This window comes from Clostridium yunnanense (assembly GCF_016595795.1).
In the GTDB taxonomy this organism is placed as follows: Bacteria; Bacillota; Clostridia; order Clostridiales; family Clostridiaceae; genus Clostridium_AR; species Clostridium_AR yunnanense.
Genome location: NZ_JAENHN010000023.1, coordinates 20970 through 37692 on the forward strand (window position 1 = coordinate 20970; position 16723 = coordinate 37692).

At 29.7% G+C, this 16723-nt stretch carries 12 protein-coding genes; 8 read left to right on the forward strand and 4 right to left on the reverse strand.

From position 1 onward, the window contains the following. Positions 1-491: 491 nt before the first annotated feature. From JHL18_RS06580 to rsmI, 3 genes are all read left to right on the forward strand, one after another. Positions 492-1724, forward strand: a complete 1233-nt coding sequence (locus tag JHL18_RS06580; protein ID WP_207752975.1) for a C40 family peptidase — start codon at positions 492-494, stop codon at positions 1722-1724. A gap of 566 nt (positions 1725-2290) precedes the next feature. Continuing rightward, complete coding sequence (locus JHL18_RS06585) at positions 2291-3055, forward strand: tRNA1(Val) (adenine(37)-N6)-methyltransferase (protein ID WP_200267628.1); 765 nt, start codon at positions 2291-2293, stop codon at positions 3053-3055. Next, positions 3055-3900: a 16S rRNA (cytidine(1402)-2'-O)-methyltransferase gene (gene rsmI, locus JHL18_RS06590; protein WP_200267630.1), complete on the forward strand. Its 846-nt coding sequence runs from the start codon at positions 3055-3057 to the stop codon at positions 3898-3900. Before JHL18_RS06585 ends, rsmI begins: the two co-directional genes overlap by 1 nt. Positions 3901-4055: 155 nt before the next feature. On the opposite strand, the gene JHL18_RS06595 is transcribed toward rsmI, so the two are convergent. Beyond that, entirely contained in the window at positions 4056-4304 is a 249-nt protein-coding gene (locus JHL18_RS06595) for an AbrB/MazE/SpoVT family DNA-binding domain-containing protein (protein WP_183275578.1), read from the reverse strand. Between the two features lie 930 nt (positions 4305-5234). Between JHL18_RS06595 and JHL18_RS06600 the strand changes: the two genes are divergently transcribed. Next, a complete protein-coding gene (locus JHL18_RS06600) occupies positions 5235-5828 on the forward strand; it encodes a DUF1836 domain-containing protein (protein ID WP_200267348.1) in 594 nt (197 codons plus the stop codon). Between the two features lie 92 nt (positions 5829-5920). On the opposite strand, the gene JHL18_RS06605 is transcribed toward JHL18_RS06600, so the two are convergent. Further along, positions 5921-6646: a M15 family metallopeptidase gene (locus JHL18_RS06605; RefSeq protein WP_200267350.1), complete on the reverse strand. Its 726-nt coding sequence runs from the start codon at positions 6644-6646 to the stop codon at positions 5921-5923. A 104-nt stretch (positions 6647-6750) separates the two neighbouring features. Here JHL18_RS06605 and JHL18_RS06610 point away from each other — a divergent pair, with 104 nt between their 5' ends. After that, the gene (locus JHL18_RS06610) at positions 6751-9114 is read left to right on the forward strand and encodes an ATP-dependent DNA helicase (RefSeq protein ID WP_200267352.1); all 2364 of its coding nucleotides are present in this window, start codon (positions 6751-6753) and stop codon (positions 9112-9114) included. Between the two features lie 54 nt (positions 9115-9168). On the opposite strand, the gene JHL18_RS06615 is transcribed toward JHL18_RS06610, so the two are convergent. Further along, positions 9169-10047 (reverse strand): aldose 1-epimerase family protein, encoded by an 879-nt coding sequence (locus JHL18_RS06615; protein ID WP_200267354.1) that lies wholly within the window; start codon positions 10045-10047, stop codon positions 9169-9171. 776 nt (positions 10048-10823) lie between these two features. On the opposite strand from JHL18_RS06615, the gene JHL18_RS06625 reads away from it, so the two are divergent. Both JHL18_RS06625 and JHL18_RS06630 read left to right on the forward strand, forming a co-directional pair. After that, positions 10824-11657 (forward strand): YihY/virulence factor BrkB family protein, encoded by an 834-nt coding sequence (locus JHL18_RS06625; RefSeq protein WP_200267357.1) that lies wholly within the window; start codon positions 10824-10826, stop codon positions 11655-11657. A gap of 94 nt (positions 11658-11751) precedes the next feature. Beyond that, positions 11752-12117 carry a single-stranded DNA-binding protein gene (locus JHL18_RS06630; protein WP_200267359.1) on the forward strand — a complete coding sequence of 122 codons (366 nt, stop codon included), beginning with the start codon at positions 11752-11754 and terminating at the stop codon, positions 12115-12117. A 139-nt stretch (positions 12118-12256) separates the two neighbouring features. Here the strand turns inward: JHL18_RS06630 and JHL18_RS06635 are convergent, their stop codons facing one another. Then, positions 12257-14911 carry an FAD-dependent oxidoreductase gene (locus JHL18_RS06635; protein ID WP_200267361.1) on the reverse strand — a complete coding sequence of 885 codons (2655 nt, stop codon included), beginning with the start codon at positions 14909-14911 and terminating at the stop codon, positions 12257-12259. Between the two features lie 841 nt (positions 14912-15752). On the opposite strand from JHL18_RS06635, the gene JHL18_RS06640 reads away from it, so the two are divergent. Next, on the forward strand, positions 15753-16706 hold the full coding sequence (locus JHL18_RS06640; RefSeq protein ID WP_200267363.1) for an AAA family ATPase: 954 nt from the start codon (positions 15753-15755) through the stop codon (positions 16704-16706). Positions 16707-16723 lie beyond the last annotated feature (17 nt).

The window sequence follows — 16723 nt, forward strand, 5'->3', positions numbered from 1 at the left end:
ACTAATGTTATTTGATTTTACGCATAACACTATTTTAATACTATTGGACTAACTATTTCAAGAAATTAATATTTATGAGTATATAAAGTACACTAGCTATTTTTAGTATGAAGCAAATATTATTAACTTATATAAAGTGGGTTATAATGAAAAAATTCTCTAATGTTTTTAAAGTTCCAATTATATTGTTAAATTATACGTAAATGTTGGTTGGTATATGATCCAATAAAAGGTATGTATAAAAAATACCCTTATAAACAACTATATTATAAGTGTTAACTAAAAATTATAATTTTAGTCTGAATATACAGTTTGCCCAGTTATATAGCAGTTTTAGGATTTAAAAGGATTAACAAATTGTTAACAAAACACAAAAGGTAACAAATTGGTAAATATTTATATTGTTATCGAAAAGCGTTTAATGTTATAATTTTATTATAAAACAATGATAGGGGGGGAGCAGTTTTCATATGTTATAGTTTTTATATAATATGTGTAAGCTGAGAATACGCATGAATAAAAGAGCAATATCAACTTTAATCGTATTCAGTTTGGTATTTGGGATTGGTGTACAGGCACATGCGGAGCCACTTACTGATAATCAAAAGCAACAAATACAAGATAGTAGAGACAAATACTCTGACGTAAAAAATAAGATAAGTGATTTGACTGATAAGATAGATGCATTAGATGACCAAATACAACCATTAGTAATACAAATCGATAAAAATAAAAATGAAATTAAGAATGCAGAAAAGCAGATTAAGAACACTGAAGATGAGATTGATAAGGCAAGAGCAGAGCTTGATGCTAAAGAAGAAGTCTTTGGAGAAAGAATGAGAGCTATATACAAAACTGGAGGACAGGAAAGTTATTTAGCAGTAATTTTAAGCTCAAGAGATTTTAGTGATTTCGTCAGCAAAATGGAAGCTGTTGGTAAGCTTATGAGTTTAGATAAGCAAATTATAACTGAATTAAAGGATCAGAAGCAAAAACTTGATAATAAGGTTAATGATTTAAAAAAGAAAAAAGATCAATTAGCTAAATTAAATGAAAGTACACAAAAGCAATTAGATGAATTGAATAATAAGAAAAATGATCAGCTTAAAATAGTTGCAGATCTTAAAGAAGAACAAAAGAAGGTTGCTCAGGATTTGAAACAATCTGAAAGCGCACTTATACAGTATCCAGTATCTATAATCAAAAATACTTCAAGTTCAACTGTAGACTTGAATTCTGCTATAGATATGCTAAGACAAGTGAGAAAAACTGTAGTAAGTTCTGATTTAGATAGCGAAATAGTAAATTATATTGAACAGGCTAAAGATACAGTAAAGAGTAGAGAAGTTCCTGTAATTAGTAGAGGTGGAGGAACTTCACCATCCGGTGTTTTATCAGAAGCTTACAAATACTTAGGTACTCCTTATGCATGGGGAGCTACTGGGCCTAGTTCTTTTGACTGTTCAGGGTTCACTAGTTATGTATTTAGAAAGTTTGGAGTGCCTCTTCCAAGAACAACATATGACCAAATAAATGTCGGTTCTGCAGTGTCTTACGCAGATTTACAACCTGGCGATTTGGTATTTACAAGAGGAAGTTCATCAAGACCAGAACATGTTGGTATATATGTAGGTGGTGGTCAAATGATTCATGCACCTAGAACTGGTGAAGATGTAAAAGTAGGGCCAATCTACGGTTATGTTGCATCAAGAAGAGTGCAATAATTATTTAAAAATGAGAGAATAGTTAGTAAATGGTTTATCCAATGAGGTCAATATGACTTCATTGGATTTTTTACTGTAAAGGAAAGCATAAGATTTTTAAGTTAGATAAACGTAGATATTTCAATGAGTTTATAAGTTTTTATGTCTATACAGTAAAAAGAAGTAAAAGCTATTGGACTGCAATTAGCCTTATGTACATTTGGAAGGGGATATACGCTAAAAAACTCACTTAAGAGATCACTTTGATGTTTTTTCGTATTTACCAATATATACATATGCAAGATATACATACTATGTGAATCTTAATTATAAATACTGAATTTAATTTCTATTATAAATTTTAATAATCTAATTTTTTAGAAAGAGTACTTTTTAAGGATAAGTTATTTAATCGTTAAAGCTTAAACTGTGTACGAAAACTTTATAGTAAAATGATATGTTTAAATATCCGTTATTGTTAGGTATAATATATAAATGTATTATATGGCAATGATATAGCGTAGGTACATATTTAGACTAGTTACTTCATATTTATGTCTATCAAATTAAAAAGAGAGAGGAACATAATGCTAAATATAAATAGTGATGAAATAAAGAAAATTGTAAGTGAAGATGAGAGTATTGATGATTTGCAATTAGGTGGAATACACTTGATACAAAAAAAAGACGGGTTTAGGTTTGGTGTAGATGCGGTTCTACTAGCTAATTTTGCAAATATAAAAAATAATAACAGAGTTATTGATATGTGTACAGGTACAGGGATAGTACCATTTGTATTGGCTGGAAAAACTAAGGCATCAAGTATAACTGGACTCGAGGTTCAAAAAGAAATGGTAGAAATGGCAAACAGAAGTATTAAGATAAATGGACTTGAGGAAAAGATGGATTTTATATTAGGAGATTTAACAAACTTGCAACTTTTGAAAAGTATAAAAAAAGCTGATGTTGTTACTGTAAATCCACCTTATAAGTTAGCCAATTCAGGGATAATCAATCCAAGTGACAAAACGGCTATAGCACGGCATGAAATATTATGTACCTTAGAAGATGTAATAATCGCAGCAAGAGTCCTTCTCAAGGATAATGGTAGGTTTTACATGGTTCATAGACCAGAGCGCCTTGCTGATATTTTTTGCTTAATGAGAAAGCATAAAATTGAACCTAAAAGAGTGAGGATGGTTCACCCTAATACAACAAGAGAGCCTAATATAGTTCTAGTGGAAGGACAGAGGGATGGTGGAAGGTTTATGAAATGGGAAGCACCTCTATATGTATATAACGACAATGGACAGTATAGCGATGAGATAGAAAAAATCTATGGAAGAAGGTAATAAGTATGACAAAGCTTTATTTAGTTCCTACACCAATAGGGAATTTAAAGGATATAACCTTAAGAGCTTTAGAGGTTCTTAAGACAGTTGATGTAATAGCTGCAGAAGATACTAGGCAAACTTTAAAACTTCTTAATCATTATGAAATCAAAAAAACTTTAATTAGTTACCATAAACATAATGAATATGGAAAGAGTGAAGATATAATAGGTATAATTAATTCAGGAAGATCTGTTGCTGTTGTATCAGATGCTGGTACTCCGGGGATATCAGACCCAGGTGAAATACTTGTGAAAAGGTGTATTGAACAGAATATACAATTTGAAGTGTTGCCTGGGGCTACTGCAACTACTACTGCATTGGTTTATTCGGGGTTTGACACTACTAAGTTTATGTTTAGAGGGTTTTTACCTAGAGAGAATAAAGATAGAGTGGAAGTAGCTGATGAGCTTAAGGATAGAAGTGAAACTATAATATTCTACGAAGCTCCTCATAGACTATTAAGTACATTAGATTTCTTGAAAGAATCATTTGGGGATAGAAGAATAGCTATATGTAGGGAGCTCACTAAACTTCATGAGGAAATTGTTAGAGTTACTATTAGTGAAGCGATTTTATACTTTTCAAATAAACAGCCTAAGGGCGAATTTGTATTAGTTTTAGAAGGTAAAACTAAAGAAGAAATTGAAAATGAGAAAAAAGCAACATGGGAAGATTTAAGTATTGAAGAACATATATTGAGAAATATAAATAATGGCATGGAAAAGAAAGAAGCGATAAAACTTGTAGCCAAGGAACGTAAACTTCCAAAGTCAGAGGTCTATAAGCACTCTACAAATATGTAGTGGCTAAAGTCTTTTAGATATAAAAATCTAATTAATTAAATAAAATAGCAAGTTACATTGGTTTTTAATTATATATTTTCATATAAAACAAAGAAATAAGCGCTTCAAGGGGAGTCGAAGCGCTTATTTAAAGTAAAAATTAAAACTATATATAATTATTTGTTATCGTTTTTAAGTTCTACTAAGCAGTTCTTACAGATATTCTTTCCTCTGTAGTTTATAACATCTCTTGCATCTCCACAGAATATACAAGCTGGTTCGTATTTCTTTAAAATTATTTGTTCACCATCTACATATATTTCTAGAGCATCTTTTTCTGCTATGTCTAAAGTTCTTCTTAATTCTATAGGAATAACTATTCTTCCTAACTCATCTACTCTTCTAACTACACCTGTTGATTTCATTTTTTGTTTCCTCCTCATATCCTACATCTTTCGACAAATTATATTATAATACTAGCAAAAATGTAATATAAAGTCAATGTTAATTCGTAATATTTTTAAGTTTTTTACAAAAATTTTATTTAGTAAACTTATATCCATAATATACTACCATTTTTTTGAAAAGTCAATACTGCTAATTAGCTTTAAAAATACATAATTCCTCAATAAATTTACTATATCTTCAATAATAAATAATTAAATTAATATTTTTAAAGAAATTAATAGTAAATTATTGAAAAAAATGAGTATTTATTAAAAAATAAAATTGGTAAATAAAAAAGTAATTTGTTGGAATAGTAGATTAGTATTGTCGAAATTAATCTATTTGTGATAGAAATTTTTATTTCTATATTGATAGTATATGTAAAAAAAATAAAAATTGTTTATGTTTATATGGAAAATAAGCCAATTATATTATAAAATTAACAAACTACTAGTAAGGCAAATAAGTAATGGATGTAATAAATAATTAGTCTGTAAAAATAATGTAATATTTTAAATGTATTAAAATAAGATAATTTGTTGAATAACAAGCTATTTTAGCAGTATTTCCACATGTAATAAACAGGTTATCCACATGCTAATTGTGGATAATGTGCAAAAAAGATTACATTTTGGATACAACCACAATATGTTGTGTTAAGTTATCAACATATACTGTTCATAACCTGTGAATAACTGTGGATTAGTGTGGAAAAATACGATAATTAAAATTATTACTAACAATAAAGCTCAAATAGTAAATAATAAGTTCTATTACTAAGTGGCACATCCATATACATATAGATAATTTTGAAAATAAATAGGTGAAATTAACTTGTAATAGGTTTATATGTACTATATAATGTTATTAAAAGATAAAGTAAATTGATTATATTTAGAGGTGTTATTATGGACGACAAAAGTTTCGATTTAAGCTATGTAATAAAATTAGCAGAAGAAATGTCAAAGAACAGTATGGTTTCTTATGATGAGTTACCGAAATATGATTTATTTTTATCGCAAGTTATTGATTATTTAAATGATAAGTTTATAGATGATAAATATACAAACAATATTGTTCAAAACTATATAAAAAGTGAAGTAATAACTAAACCAGAGGATGGAAAGAAGAGAGGCTATACAAAGTTGCACCTTGCACAGTTGATGCTTTTAAGTTACATGAGGCCATTACTAACAACTGAGGAAATAAAAAAAGTGTTTAGTTTAGCATTTAATGAGATAAATGATAGGACTGATGACATAATATCTTGGCAAGATGCGTATAAAGTATTTTCTGAGGTTCAAACAGATACTTTTAAAGATTTCTTAAAAGCGCCTTTGTTAAATGAGGAGAAGATAGAGGATTTTGTAAAAGATCTAAAATTAGCGTCATCTGATGAAGAAAGAATAAGAATATTCTTAATGGTGATGTCCCTTATAGCACAAGCAAGTGTAATTAAAAAGTTGGTTCAAAAATTAGTAAATGAGTATCACGCTGAATAAATTTCTGGTTCTGGTTAAAAAATATGCATGCACAAATTCTAAAATATTGTGCATGCATATTTTTTTACAGTTTAGCAAATATGCAATTTTTATTATTGTATATCACTTAAAGATAAGTTTACAACTGGATAATTATCTGCATCTTTATCATCGTAGTGCCACCATTCGGTTTGGATAGGATTAAAACCATGTTTCTCCATTATTGAAGTAAGTAAATTCATATTATTTCTGGCGTTTATGCTCATAGAAGTACTATTTCTATATGCATTAGTACTAAACTCATCAAAGCCAGTAGGCATCTCTATTTCTTTTCCGTTTTCATCTACTAAGGTGATATCAACTGCAGCACCCCTATTGTGCCTGGACCAATTTGCATAAGGGCTTGCAATAAAGCGAGTATCATGAACTATGCTCCAAAAATACTGTTGTACTTCTGGTGGACGGTATGCGTCCCATATTTTTATTCTGTACCCATGAGTTTTAAATTCATTATTTGCAGCAATGAGCTTATTAAGAGTACCTTTTTGTAGAAGACATATATCTTTTGGATAAACCTTTTTCTTGGTAAAGTTATTATCAGTAGCATATCTAAGGTCAATTACAATGGAAGTATCATAATCAACCACGTGGACTAATCCATTATATGATGATTTAGAGTTAAGTGGAGAATGTTGTTTTAGCGAAAAAGACCTAACTTTAATTGTTGTAGCACCTGCGTTTTGATTGTCATATATGAAAGATAGATATACCCCAACAAAAAGACCGCATATAACTACAAATAAAACAGGGATATACCTTTTTAAAAGATTTAAATTCATGTTGAAAAATCTCCCTTTGACATACACATTTGTTATTCTATAATTAACTTATCGTGTTTTAATTATACCACTAAAGTTGCGTGGTTGAGAAAAAGGATGAATATATGGAAAAAAAGGATATTAGAATATCAGTTAGGAATATTGTAGAATTTGTACTTAGAACAGGAAGTATAGATAATAGATTTATGAGCAAAACTAGAGCGCAAGAAGGGATTAAAGCTCATCAGAAGCTTCAAAAGCAGAATGAAAAGGAAATGTCAGATTATCAAAAAGAGGTCTATATGAAACATAAGTTTCAATTTGATAAGTTTGACATCATCATTGAAGGAAGAGCTGATGGGATAATTAAGGATGGTAGCATTAGTGTCATTGAAGAAATAAAAAGTACTAATAGCAATTTAACTATTATAGATGAAGATTATAATCCACTTCATTGGGCCCAAGCTAAATTTTATGCTTATTTTTATTTGATTGATAATAAGCTTAATAACATTGATATTCAACTCAGCTATTATCAGCTTAGTACAAACGAAGTAAAGTCCATAAGAAAAAGTTTTAGTGAATACGATCTTCAGAACTTTGTTATGAGTGTAGTAGAAAATTATTGTTTATGGGCGGAAATAGAAGCAGAGTGGAAGGAAAAAAGAAATAATTCTATTTATGAAGTTACGTTCCCCTTCAATACATATAGAAAAGGTCAAAGAGAACTTGCAGTAGCTGCATATAATACAATAAAACAAGAAGATACATTATTTGTTCAGGCTCCTACAGGTATAGGTAAAACAATATCAACAATATTTCCTGCAGTGAAGGCGCTGGCCGAAGGGCATGGAGATAGAATTTTTTATCTTACTGCTAAAACTATAACTCGAACTGTTGCAGAAGAAGGGTTTCAGAGGCTAAGAGAAAAGGGATTAAGTTGTAAATCAATTACAATTACAGCAAAAGATAAAATATGCTTTAACAAAGGAGCTGCTTGTAATCCAGAAGAATGCAAATACGCTGAGAATTATTATGATAAAGTAAATGAAGCTACATTAGATATAATAACAAATGAGGACTCACTAACAAGGAGTACAATTGAGAAGTATGCTATGAAACATCAGGTGTGTCCCTTTGAATTTTCATTAGATCTAACATTTTCGTGCGATGCTATAATTTGTGATTATAATTATGCCTTTGATCCTAAGGTTTATTTAAGAAGATTTTTCGAGGATGTAAGTGAAAAGTATATTTTTTTAGTTGATGAGGCGCATAATTTAGTAGAACGTGCAAGAGAAATGTTTTCGGCTGAGATAGATAAAAGCAAGATAATGGAGTGCAAGAAAATAGCTAAGGGTAAGTTACCTGGAATGCATAAAAGTCTTAACGCGTTAAATTCTTTTATGATTGAACTGAGAAGAAGGGCGGAAGAAATACAGGAAGGCCATTTGGTGCTTGATGAAAACCCTAAAGAAATATATCCATTAATAAGAAGTTTTTTAAAAGAATGTGATGAGTATTTGATCAAGAGCAGAGGTACTGAAGGTTACGAGAACATATTAGAACTGTATTTTGAGTTGAATTCTTTTATAAGTATAGGAGAAGGGTATGACGATGGTTATATAAGCTATGTGGATTGCTCAAATAAAAAGGTTATATTAAAGTTGTTTTGTATTTATCCTAGAAATAAAATGATAAATTCAATGGAGAGAGCAAAAAGCAGAATAATTTTTTCAGCCACATTGACACCATTAAATTATTTTATTGATGTACTGGGAGGTAATGAACATAGTTATAAACTTAGATTAGCCTCGCCTTTTGATAGAGAAAATATGAGTTTAAATATAGCGAAGCTATCTACAAGATATAAGGATAGAGAGAAGAACATAAAAGGTATAGTTGAATATATATATAATTTTACAAGTTCAAAATTGGGTAATTATATTGTATTTTTGCCATCATACTCATTTATGATTAATGTCTATGATGAATTTGCAAATACATATCCGTATTTAGACACTTTAATACAGAGTGGAGAAATGAATGAAGAAGAAAGAGAAGAGTTTCTTAATAGATTTAGCAACAACCCACAAAATACTATGATAGCTTTTTGTGTAATTGGGGGAATATTTTCTGAAGGAATAGATTTAACAAATGACAGGCTCATAGGTGCGGTAATTGTTGGCGTTGGACTTCCGCAACTATGCACTGAAAGAGAATTGATAAGAAACTTCTTTGCTGATAATGCAATAGGATATGATTACTCTTATACATACCCTGGTATGAATAAGGTGCTTCAGGCTGCTGGAAGAGTTATTAGAACAGAAGAAGATATAGGGGCAGTATTACTTATTGATGACAGGTTTGCTACTAATAAATATATGACTTTGATGCCAAAGGAATGGATAAGTAAATATAATATTATAAACGATTCGAATTCATTAAAAGCTGAGCTAAGAACATTTTGGAACACGGAAATTAAATGATAAAGTGGTACACCATCTTATATTGGTGTACCACTTTAATATTACCTTTATATACTAGACATTAAATTTTATTGAATAATTACAAGAGAAGATCTTACTTTCGGCAAGTTTTAAAATTCCTTCCTTTTGTGAAAAGTCCCCAGTAAAGTCTTCGAAATCAGAATGTCCAAGCCATGGTTCGATGCAAACAAAAGGTGCACCTGAAGGTTTTGACCAAAGTCCTAGATAAGGAAAATCTGAAAAATTAAAATCTAGTGATTTAGAATGATTTTTAGATTTTAAGGAAATTACTTCTGAATTCAAGTTTTTTAGAACCAATGCATCATTTTTAAATAATTCTTTGGATAAAGGGATTACTTTTTCGTTTTCTAAAAACGGAGTTTGTTCTCTCTTAAAAAAGCCGTTACTATTTAATGGCATTAGGGAACTTGTTTCGTTTTCACTAAATTCAAAATAATAGTCATCCATTGTTTCATTGTCCAATAAAGGACACATAAAAGCAGGATGTGCACCTATTGAGAAAAACATATCTTTAGAATCAACATTGGTTACAACATAATTGATGTTTAAAGTGTTTTCAAATAAAGAATATATGATTTTAAGTGAAAATTTGAAAGGAAATACTTTTAAAGTTTCTTCAGAATATTTCAATTCATATGTAAAAGAACTGTCAGTTGCTTCAATTAGCTCAAATTCTTTTACCCTAGCAAGCCCATGTTGAGGTAGTGAATATTTAATTCCATCTACTGAGTACTCGTTATTATTAACTTTTCCTACAATAGGGAATAAAATTGGAGCATGATATTTCCAAAAGGTTTCATCACCATTCCAAAGAAATTCTGTACCATCTATCTTTGATAATATACTGTGAAGTTCACCGCCATGAGTTGAGCTACTTATCTTTAAAAATTGATTTTCTATAGTATTTATCATATAATTCATCCTCTCTAAATCTAGTAAAATTCATATTTACATAACAAGTAAATTATACTACTTACTACTGTATAAATAAAATAGAAAAAGTTTAAATTACAAGAGCGTGATGTTGGTACAGAGATTTAAGTATAGTATAAGAATATTATTGAAATAAAGTGGTTGTGCAGGCGGTAAATTATTATTATTTACTTTTTAATCAAATAGAATTTTTATTTTCTTAAGTTTAAGATATGAAATGCTTATAAAAAGTATGGATTATTAAAAAGTAAAACTGTACTGTTCGAACGTAGTGAGTTTACAGTTTTAGCCATGGAAGATGAGAAAATCATATTAATTCTTTGCGTAAGCTCATTAAGGTAAAACTAAATTTATTTAAATTAGAGAAACTTAAGTATCTAATATATTCCTTGATGTTTATTCCTATAACCTTAGCAATAAGAATGATAACTAATAAGGTTATTCCTGTATTTTTTATTGCAGTAATAATTAATGTACTTTATTATTTAGTGATTTTATACATAACAAAAGATAAAGTGCTAAAGGCTTTTATGAATAAGTTTTTTAAGAGAGCGCACAGTATTTAGAGAAAAGCAGCACCTTTCTACTATAAAAGAAGGTGTTGCTTAAATTTTCGGAATTATAACATTTAACTTAACTATAAGTAATTGATAGTGTGTTATATAAATTGCCATATATAATTTAAATATTATAGGTAATAATAATATATATTAGTACAATATATTATTATTATGAGCATTAAAAAAGGTGGTCTAATGAATAAAGATTGTTTGGTGAAAAAAGGTTGTTTGACTGATATTTTAAAAACACTTATTAAAAAAATAATGAATGATGATATTATTGCTTTGGCTTCTCAGTTAGCATATAACTTAATACTTTCGTTTTTTCCGTTCTTGATGTTTATAATGACAATTGTAGGAATGAGTAGCTTAAAAAGCGAGCAAATTTTATCAAGCTTGAGTTTGGTTTTACCAGTAAGTGCTTTTAATCTAATAAGATCTACGGTAGTAGAAGTTGTTGAAGTCCAGCAAAAGAACTTGCTATGGATTAGCTTGTTGCTTGCATTATGGACATCTTCTTCTGGTTTTAGTGGAGTTATAAAAGGTTTAAATAAGGCATATGAGGTAAAAGAAAGCAGATCATATTTCAAAGTTACCTCAATAGCTATTTTATGTACAATAGTGTTTGCGCTAATGATAGTTATAACGTTATTTCTTATGGTATTTGGAGATTTAATCGGTCAGTTTTTAATGGCTAGATTTCCTTTTGATGAAACCATAAAATTTGTGTGGGATATGGTTAGGTTTATGTTCCTAATATCTATGATGATATTAGTGTTTGCATCATTGTATCATTTTACTCCAAATAGGAAGTTAGGATGGTCCGAAGTTCTTCCAGGAGCAGTTGTCAGTACTGTTGGGTGGCTGTTAGTATCATATTTATTTTCCTACTATGTTAATAATTTTGGTAATTATTCAAGGTTTTACGGAAGTTTAGGTGCGGTGTTTATACTTATGACCTGGCTTTTTATAACTTCGCTAATATTATTATTAGGTGGGGAAATAAATGCTGTTCTTGCAGAGCAATAGAGTGGAAAACAATTATTTTAAGTGAGTAATAAATATGTATAAAAATCTCCTGAATGGTTAGAATTTACAATATGAATTTTCAGGAGGTTAAAATATGAATAAAATTGTTTTATTAGGAAGATTAATAAGGGACCCTGAACTAAGAATAGTTGAAGACAGCGAGAAAATATATACTAAATTTATCATTGCTGTAGAGCGAAACTTTAAATCTTCAGACGGGGAAAGAAAATCTGATTTAATTCCTGTTACCCTTTGGGGAAGGAAAGCTGAAGTTGTTTGTAAATATATGAAAAAAGGAAGTATAATAAGTCTAAGTGGAAGACTAAGAACAGGAAGCTATGAGGATAAAGATGGAAATAAAAAATACATAGCAGAAGTAGTAGCCGAAGACTTTAGATTTGTTGGGCATCGTAAAAATATAGATAGCGATGATGAAGTAGTAAATGAAGATAACAACTAAAAAATAGAAAGGTAAAGATTTTAAATCTTTACCTTTCTATTTTTATAAATAAAGTAATAATAAAATTCAATTATTTATCTATATCTGAAGAGTTCCTATATAGTAACTCTATAAAAACTTTATTTATAAAAAGATAGTATTAAGAAATCAAGCCTGAAGATAAAGCTTCATTCTTTGAGATTCCTTTACTTATTCCGCTAAGAATTTTAGTTGCCTTTCCTAATCCGCCGATAAGTATACCAGCAACAAGTTTATCATCTTTAAAGAATAGTTTACTGTATTGATCCTTAGGAGTATTACTATTAATAATTTCTTCAAGTGATTCATCCCCAAAATCTACAGAACCAGCAGAAAATACATGGGCACCTAAAGCATTAAACATAACAGATGAAACAAACTTGTTAAAGGATTTACAGTTGGAAACAGCATTAGTTCCGGCCACTTTTCCCATTTCAATAGCAGCAGGCCAAGTGCCATACACTATCCCATTAAGCTCTGCGACGTCTCCGCAAGCATAGACTGAAGGTATATTTGTTTCCATACTATCATTAACTAGGATTCCTCTATTAATATCTACTCCTGCAAGCTTTGCCAATTCACAATGAGGTCTTACTCCTACTGAGAATAGCAGTAAGTCACAGTTCATGATCTTTCCGCTTGCTAGTTTAATGCCAGTAACAGTACCATTTTCAACTATAACTTCTTTGCAACACTCACCTAATATGACATTTACTTGAGATTTGTCAATTATATCTTTGAATAACTTAGAACCATCTTCATCCAGCTGTCTAGGAAGTAATCTTGGTAAGAATTCTACTACAGTAACTTTGGTATCTTTCATTGACATTTCATAAGCTGCTTCTAAACCTAACAAACCACCACCGATAACTATTGCGTTCTTAGAGTCCTTCAAAGCATTCTTAACTTCATAGGTATCATTAATATCTTTAATTGTATATACCCCATTAATTTTAGAATAGTTAAATGAATTTAATTCATCTAGTTTTTCTCCATTTGGGGATATAACTGCTGTAGGAGGAATGAAATTATAACTTCCATTAGCAAGTATTAGCTTGTCATAACTTAGGAAATCACCATTATCCAATTTAATTACTTTATCACCTGATATGATATCTGTAACTGTAACTCCAAGAATTTGTGTTATAGAATTTTCTTCGTACCATTTTTCAGGAGCTATATAGAACTTGTTTTCAGGAATTTCTTTAGTAATCAAATCTGATAATTGAGGTCTAAAATAAGATCGTACTTCCTCTTTAGATATGATTGTAATCTCACCTTTTTTATTATTTTCCCTTATTGCTTTAGCTGCGTAGAAGCCAGCTGCACCATTACCTATAATAACGTACTTATCATTCTTTTCCTCAATAGGTGCAGCATTTTCTCTTTCAACTTCTACAAATTGATCACTTCCAGCACCACACACTGGGCAAATTTCAAGTGGTAATTCACTTTCGAATATTTCACCACATATAACGCATTTCCAAAGTTTTAATTCTCCAGTTGAGCTCTCAATTTTTTCTAGTGTTGGCCTATTGTTGGATTGGAGATGAGATTTTTTTTTTCCTAGAACCATTTCTCCAAAACCAACTCCAAATTCAAAAGCCTCTTGTAAATCTTCTTCTGAAGGCTTGAAGTTTATTTTTAATCCTGGTCCGTAAATCTTCATCTTAAGTTCTTCTAATCTTGTTTCTATTCTTGGAACAGCTTCTCCGCTCCATCCATAGGAACCGAAAGCTGCTGCCACTTTGCCACCATGTATAACTGGGTTTAATTTTGATAAAACATCTCTGATAGGTTCTAATAGTTCGCTCACAATTGTAGGTGAACCAAATAGGATACCATCAGAATCACTAATATCAGCAACTATATCTTTCATATCATGATGGATTACATTATATATTTTAATTTCATAAGCTCCAGTAGAATTAATCCCTTCTGCTATCTTGTGAGCTAATTGTTCAGTATAACCATATGCTGAAACATATGATATAGTGATTTTTTTCTTTCCATCTTCTCTTGGTGAAGCAGGTGTACTCCATTCTTTATACAAATTAACTACATCCCATGCAGTTGTTCTTAAAACTGGACCATGACCTGTGCAAATTGTGTCTATTTCAAGATCTTTTATTTTTTCAATTGCTTTTAAAACATAAGGCTTGAATGGCCCCATAATACAATCATAATAGTATCTTAAAGATTCCATATATCTATCATGATCTTCTGCAGGTATTAAGTCGTCAAATACCCCTTCAAAGCAGAAATGACTGCCAAAGGAATCACATGTTATTAATACTTTGTCTTCTTTTACATAAGTGTATATTGAGTCAGGCCAATGTAAAAATGGAGCAGATATAAATGTTAATGTCTTATTACCTAAACTTATAGTATCTTTATCATTAACTACTATTGCTTCAAAGTCTGTATTAGCAATTTTACGCATGAACTTTATAGCTGGAGCAGATCCAACTATTTTTGCATTAGGAGAAAGTTCTAATAGCTTAGCTACTGATCCAGCATGATCAGGTTCTGTATGATCAACAACAATATAATCTATATTATTTATATCAACATTTAAACTTTCAAGTCTAGCTATATATTGATCGAAAAATTGAACTTTAACTGTTTCAAATATAGCAACTTTTTCACTACCTTTAACTACATATGAGTTATAAGTTGTTCCGTTTGGAGTATACATTATAATATCAAAAATCCTTAAATCTGGATCTAAAGCTCCTACCCAATGAATATCGTTTTTAACTTCTAAAGAACGCATTAAGATCACTCTCCTCAACTATCCATATTAATATACATATCTTATTAACTAATAATTATTATTTGTTATAAATATATTATACACTAATCATATTTTTTGTAAAGATAAAAATTTAACAATTTCTTCAAGATGTTTTAAATTTAAAGGGCTCAACTAGTAATTAAATATGAGGTTATATAGGAATACATTAAATTACCCAATTGATTTAGGGGGGGATTATTGTGAATATTTAAATAAACATATAATAATTTATAGGGCTATTTTAAAATTTATTTTGCATTTTAATTTAGTATACGTATTTATATTTACACATATTCAGGCTTAAGATAAGTTAATAGTTGGAGGGGATAATAAATAATACTACATTTATACAAAAATAACTAAATAATGTTGCAATATTTATGAAATATGATATAATAAAGGTAGTTGATGATAACGTATACAAATATATAACCGTTTCTTCAATTATGGTATTTGTGGGAATTTAGGTGAGATATTAAACGAAAAAAGCTATGTAAACTGGCTTTTTTCGTTTTTTTGCTATAAAATAAAATATAAAATTTTTAAGACTTCTAAACCTTCAGATTTCAAAGGGTTTAGAAGTTTTTTTGTCTATATAGTAAAAAAGAAGATTTATTTACTTGTCAGAGTTTACTCATATAAATTTGTAAGGGTATATATATAAAAAACTTAATATTTTGAAAGTTTTTTATATTACATAGAAGTAAACGATTCTAAAAGTTGCAAATATTTTAATAGTATATGTATAATTATATAAAGAACATAGATATCAAGCTATATAAAAGGGGGGCGAAAGATAACAATAAGTTATCTAAAACTAATGGAAAATAATAAGTTTGTAGCATTTAGAGAAAAGATTCAAGATAATATTGGGAAAGTAATTGTTGGAAAAGAAGAAAAAATAGATAAAATAATTGTAGCCTTCATTTGTTCCGGACATGTGCTTCTTGAGGATATACCTGGATTAGGAAAAACAAAGCTTTCAAAAGCTTTGGCTAAAACGTTAAATTGCACATTTAAAAGAGTTCAATTTACCCCTGATTTATTACCATCAGATCTTACTGGAATATACTACTATAATCAAAAAATATCAGAGTTTGAACTCAAAAAGGGACCGTTAATGAGTAATATAGTTTTAGCAGATGAAATAAACAGAGCTACACCTAGAACTCAGTCAGCTTTACTTGAGTGCATGGAAGAGAGACAAGTAACTATCGAGGGAAACACTTTAAAGCTTGACAATCCTTTCTTTGTAATAGCAACTCAAAATCCTATTGAACAATTTGGTACATTTCCATTGCCTGAAGCTCAAATGGATAGGTTTTTTATGAGACTTTCGATGGGGTATCCAGAATATGAAGAAGAGAGAGCTATATTAAATAAATATATGAATGAAGACCCTTTAGAAAAATTAGAGGCAGTAGTATCTATAGAGGAAATAAGATATGTGCAGCAGAATTATTCAAATATAAATGTAAGTGAAGAAATAAAAACATATATATTAGATATTATTTCTGAAACAAGAAAAAGCTATGATATTGAGTTAGGAGCATCTCCAAGAGCGTCATTGAATGTAATGAGAGGAGCGCAAGCATTAGCTGCTATTAGCGGAAGAGATTATGTAATACCTGAAGATATTAAGAGCATAGCTATAAGCATTATAGCTCATCGTTTAACTACAAGATCATCAATTGGATCTTCTAGAAGTGATTCACAGGAAAAAGTATTAGAGGATATATTAAATAAAATAGAGACTCCATTAGAAAAGCTGTGAATCAGTGAGGTGTTGAT

Coding starts and splice junctions, on each gene's coding strand:
- JHL18_RS06600 (WP_200267348.1), top strand. CDS start 5,235: ATGGACGACAAAAGTTTCGATTTAAGCTATGTAATAAAATTAGCAGAA.
- JHL18_RS06635 (WP_200267361.1), bottom strand. CDS start 14,911: ATGCGTTCTTTAGAAGTTAAAAACGATATTCATTGGGTAGGAGCTTTA.
- JHL18_RS06615 (WP_200267354.1), bottom strand. CDS start 10,047: ATGATAAATACTATAGAAAATCAATTTTTAAAGATAAGTAGCTCAACT.
- JHL18_RS06640 (WP_200267363.1), top strand. CDS start 15,753: ATGGAAAATAATAAGTTTGTAGCATTTAGAGAAAAGATTCAAGATAAT.
- JHL18_RS06595 (WP_183275578.1), bottom strand. CDS start 4,304: ATGAAATCAACAGGTGTAGTTAGAAGAGTAGATGAGTTAGGAAGAATA.
- JHL18_RS06585 (WP_200267628.1), top strand. CDS start 2,291: ATGCTAAATATAAATAGTGATGAAATAAAGAAAATTGTAAGTGAAGAT.
- JHL18_RS06580 (WP_207752975.1), top strand. CDS start 492: ATGTGTAAGCTGAGAATACGCATGAATAAAAGAGCAATATCAACTTTA.
- JHL18_RS06630 (WP_200267359.1), top strand. CDS start 11,752: ATGAATAAAATTGTTTTATTAGGAAGATTAATAAGGGACCCTGAACTA.
- JHL18_RS06610 (WP_200267352.1), top strand. CDS start 6,751: ATGGAAAAAAAGGATATTAGAATATCAGTTAGGAATATTGTAGAATTT.
- JHL18_RS06625 (WP_200267357.1), top strand. CDS start 10,824: ATGAATAAAGATTGTTTGGTGAAAAAAGGTTGTTTGACTGATATTTTA.
- JHL18_RS06605 (WP_200267350.1), bottom strand. CDS start 6,646: ATGAATTTAAATCTTTTAAAAAGGTATATCCCTGTTTTATTTGTAGTT.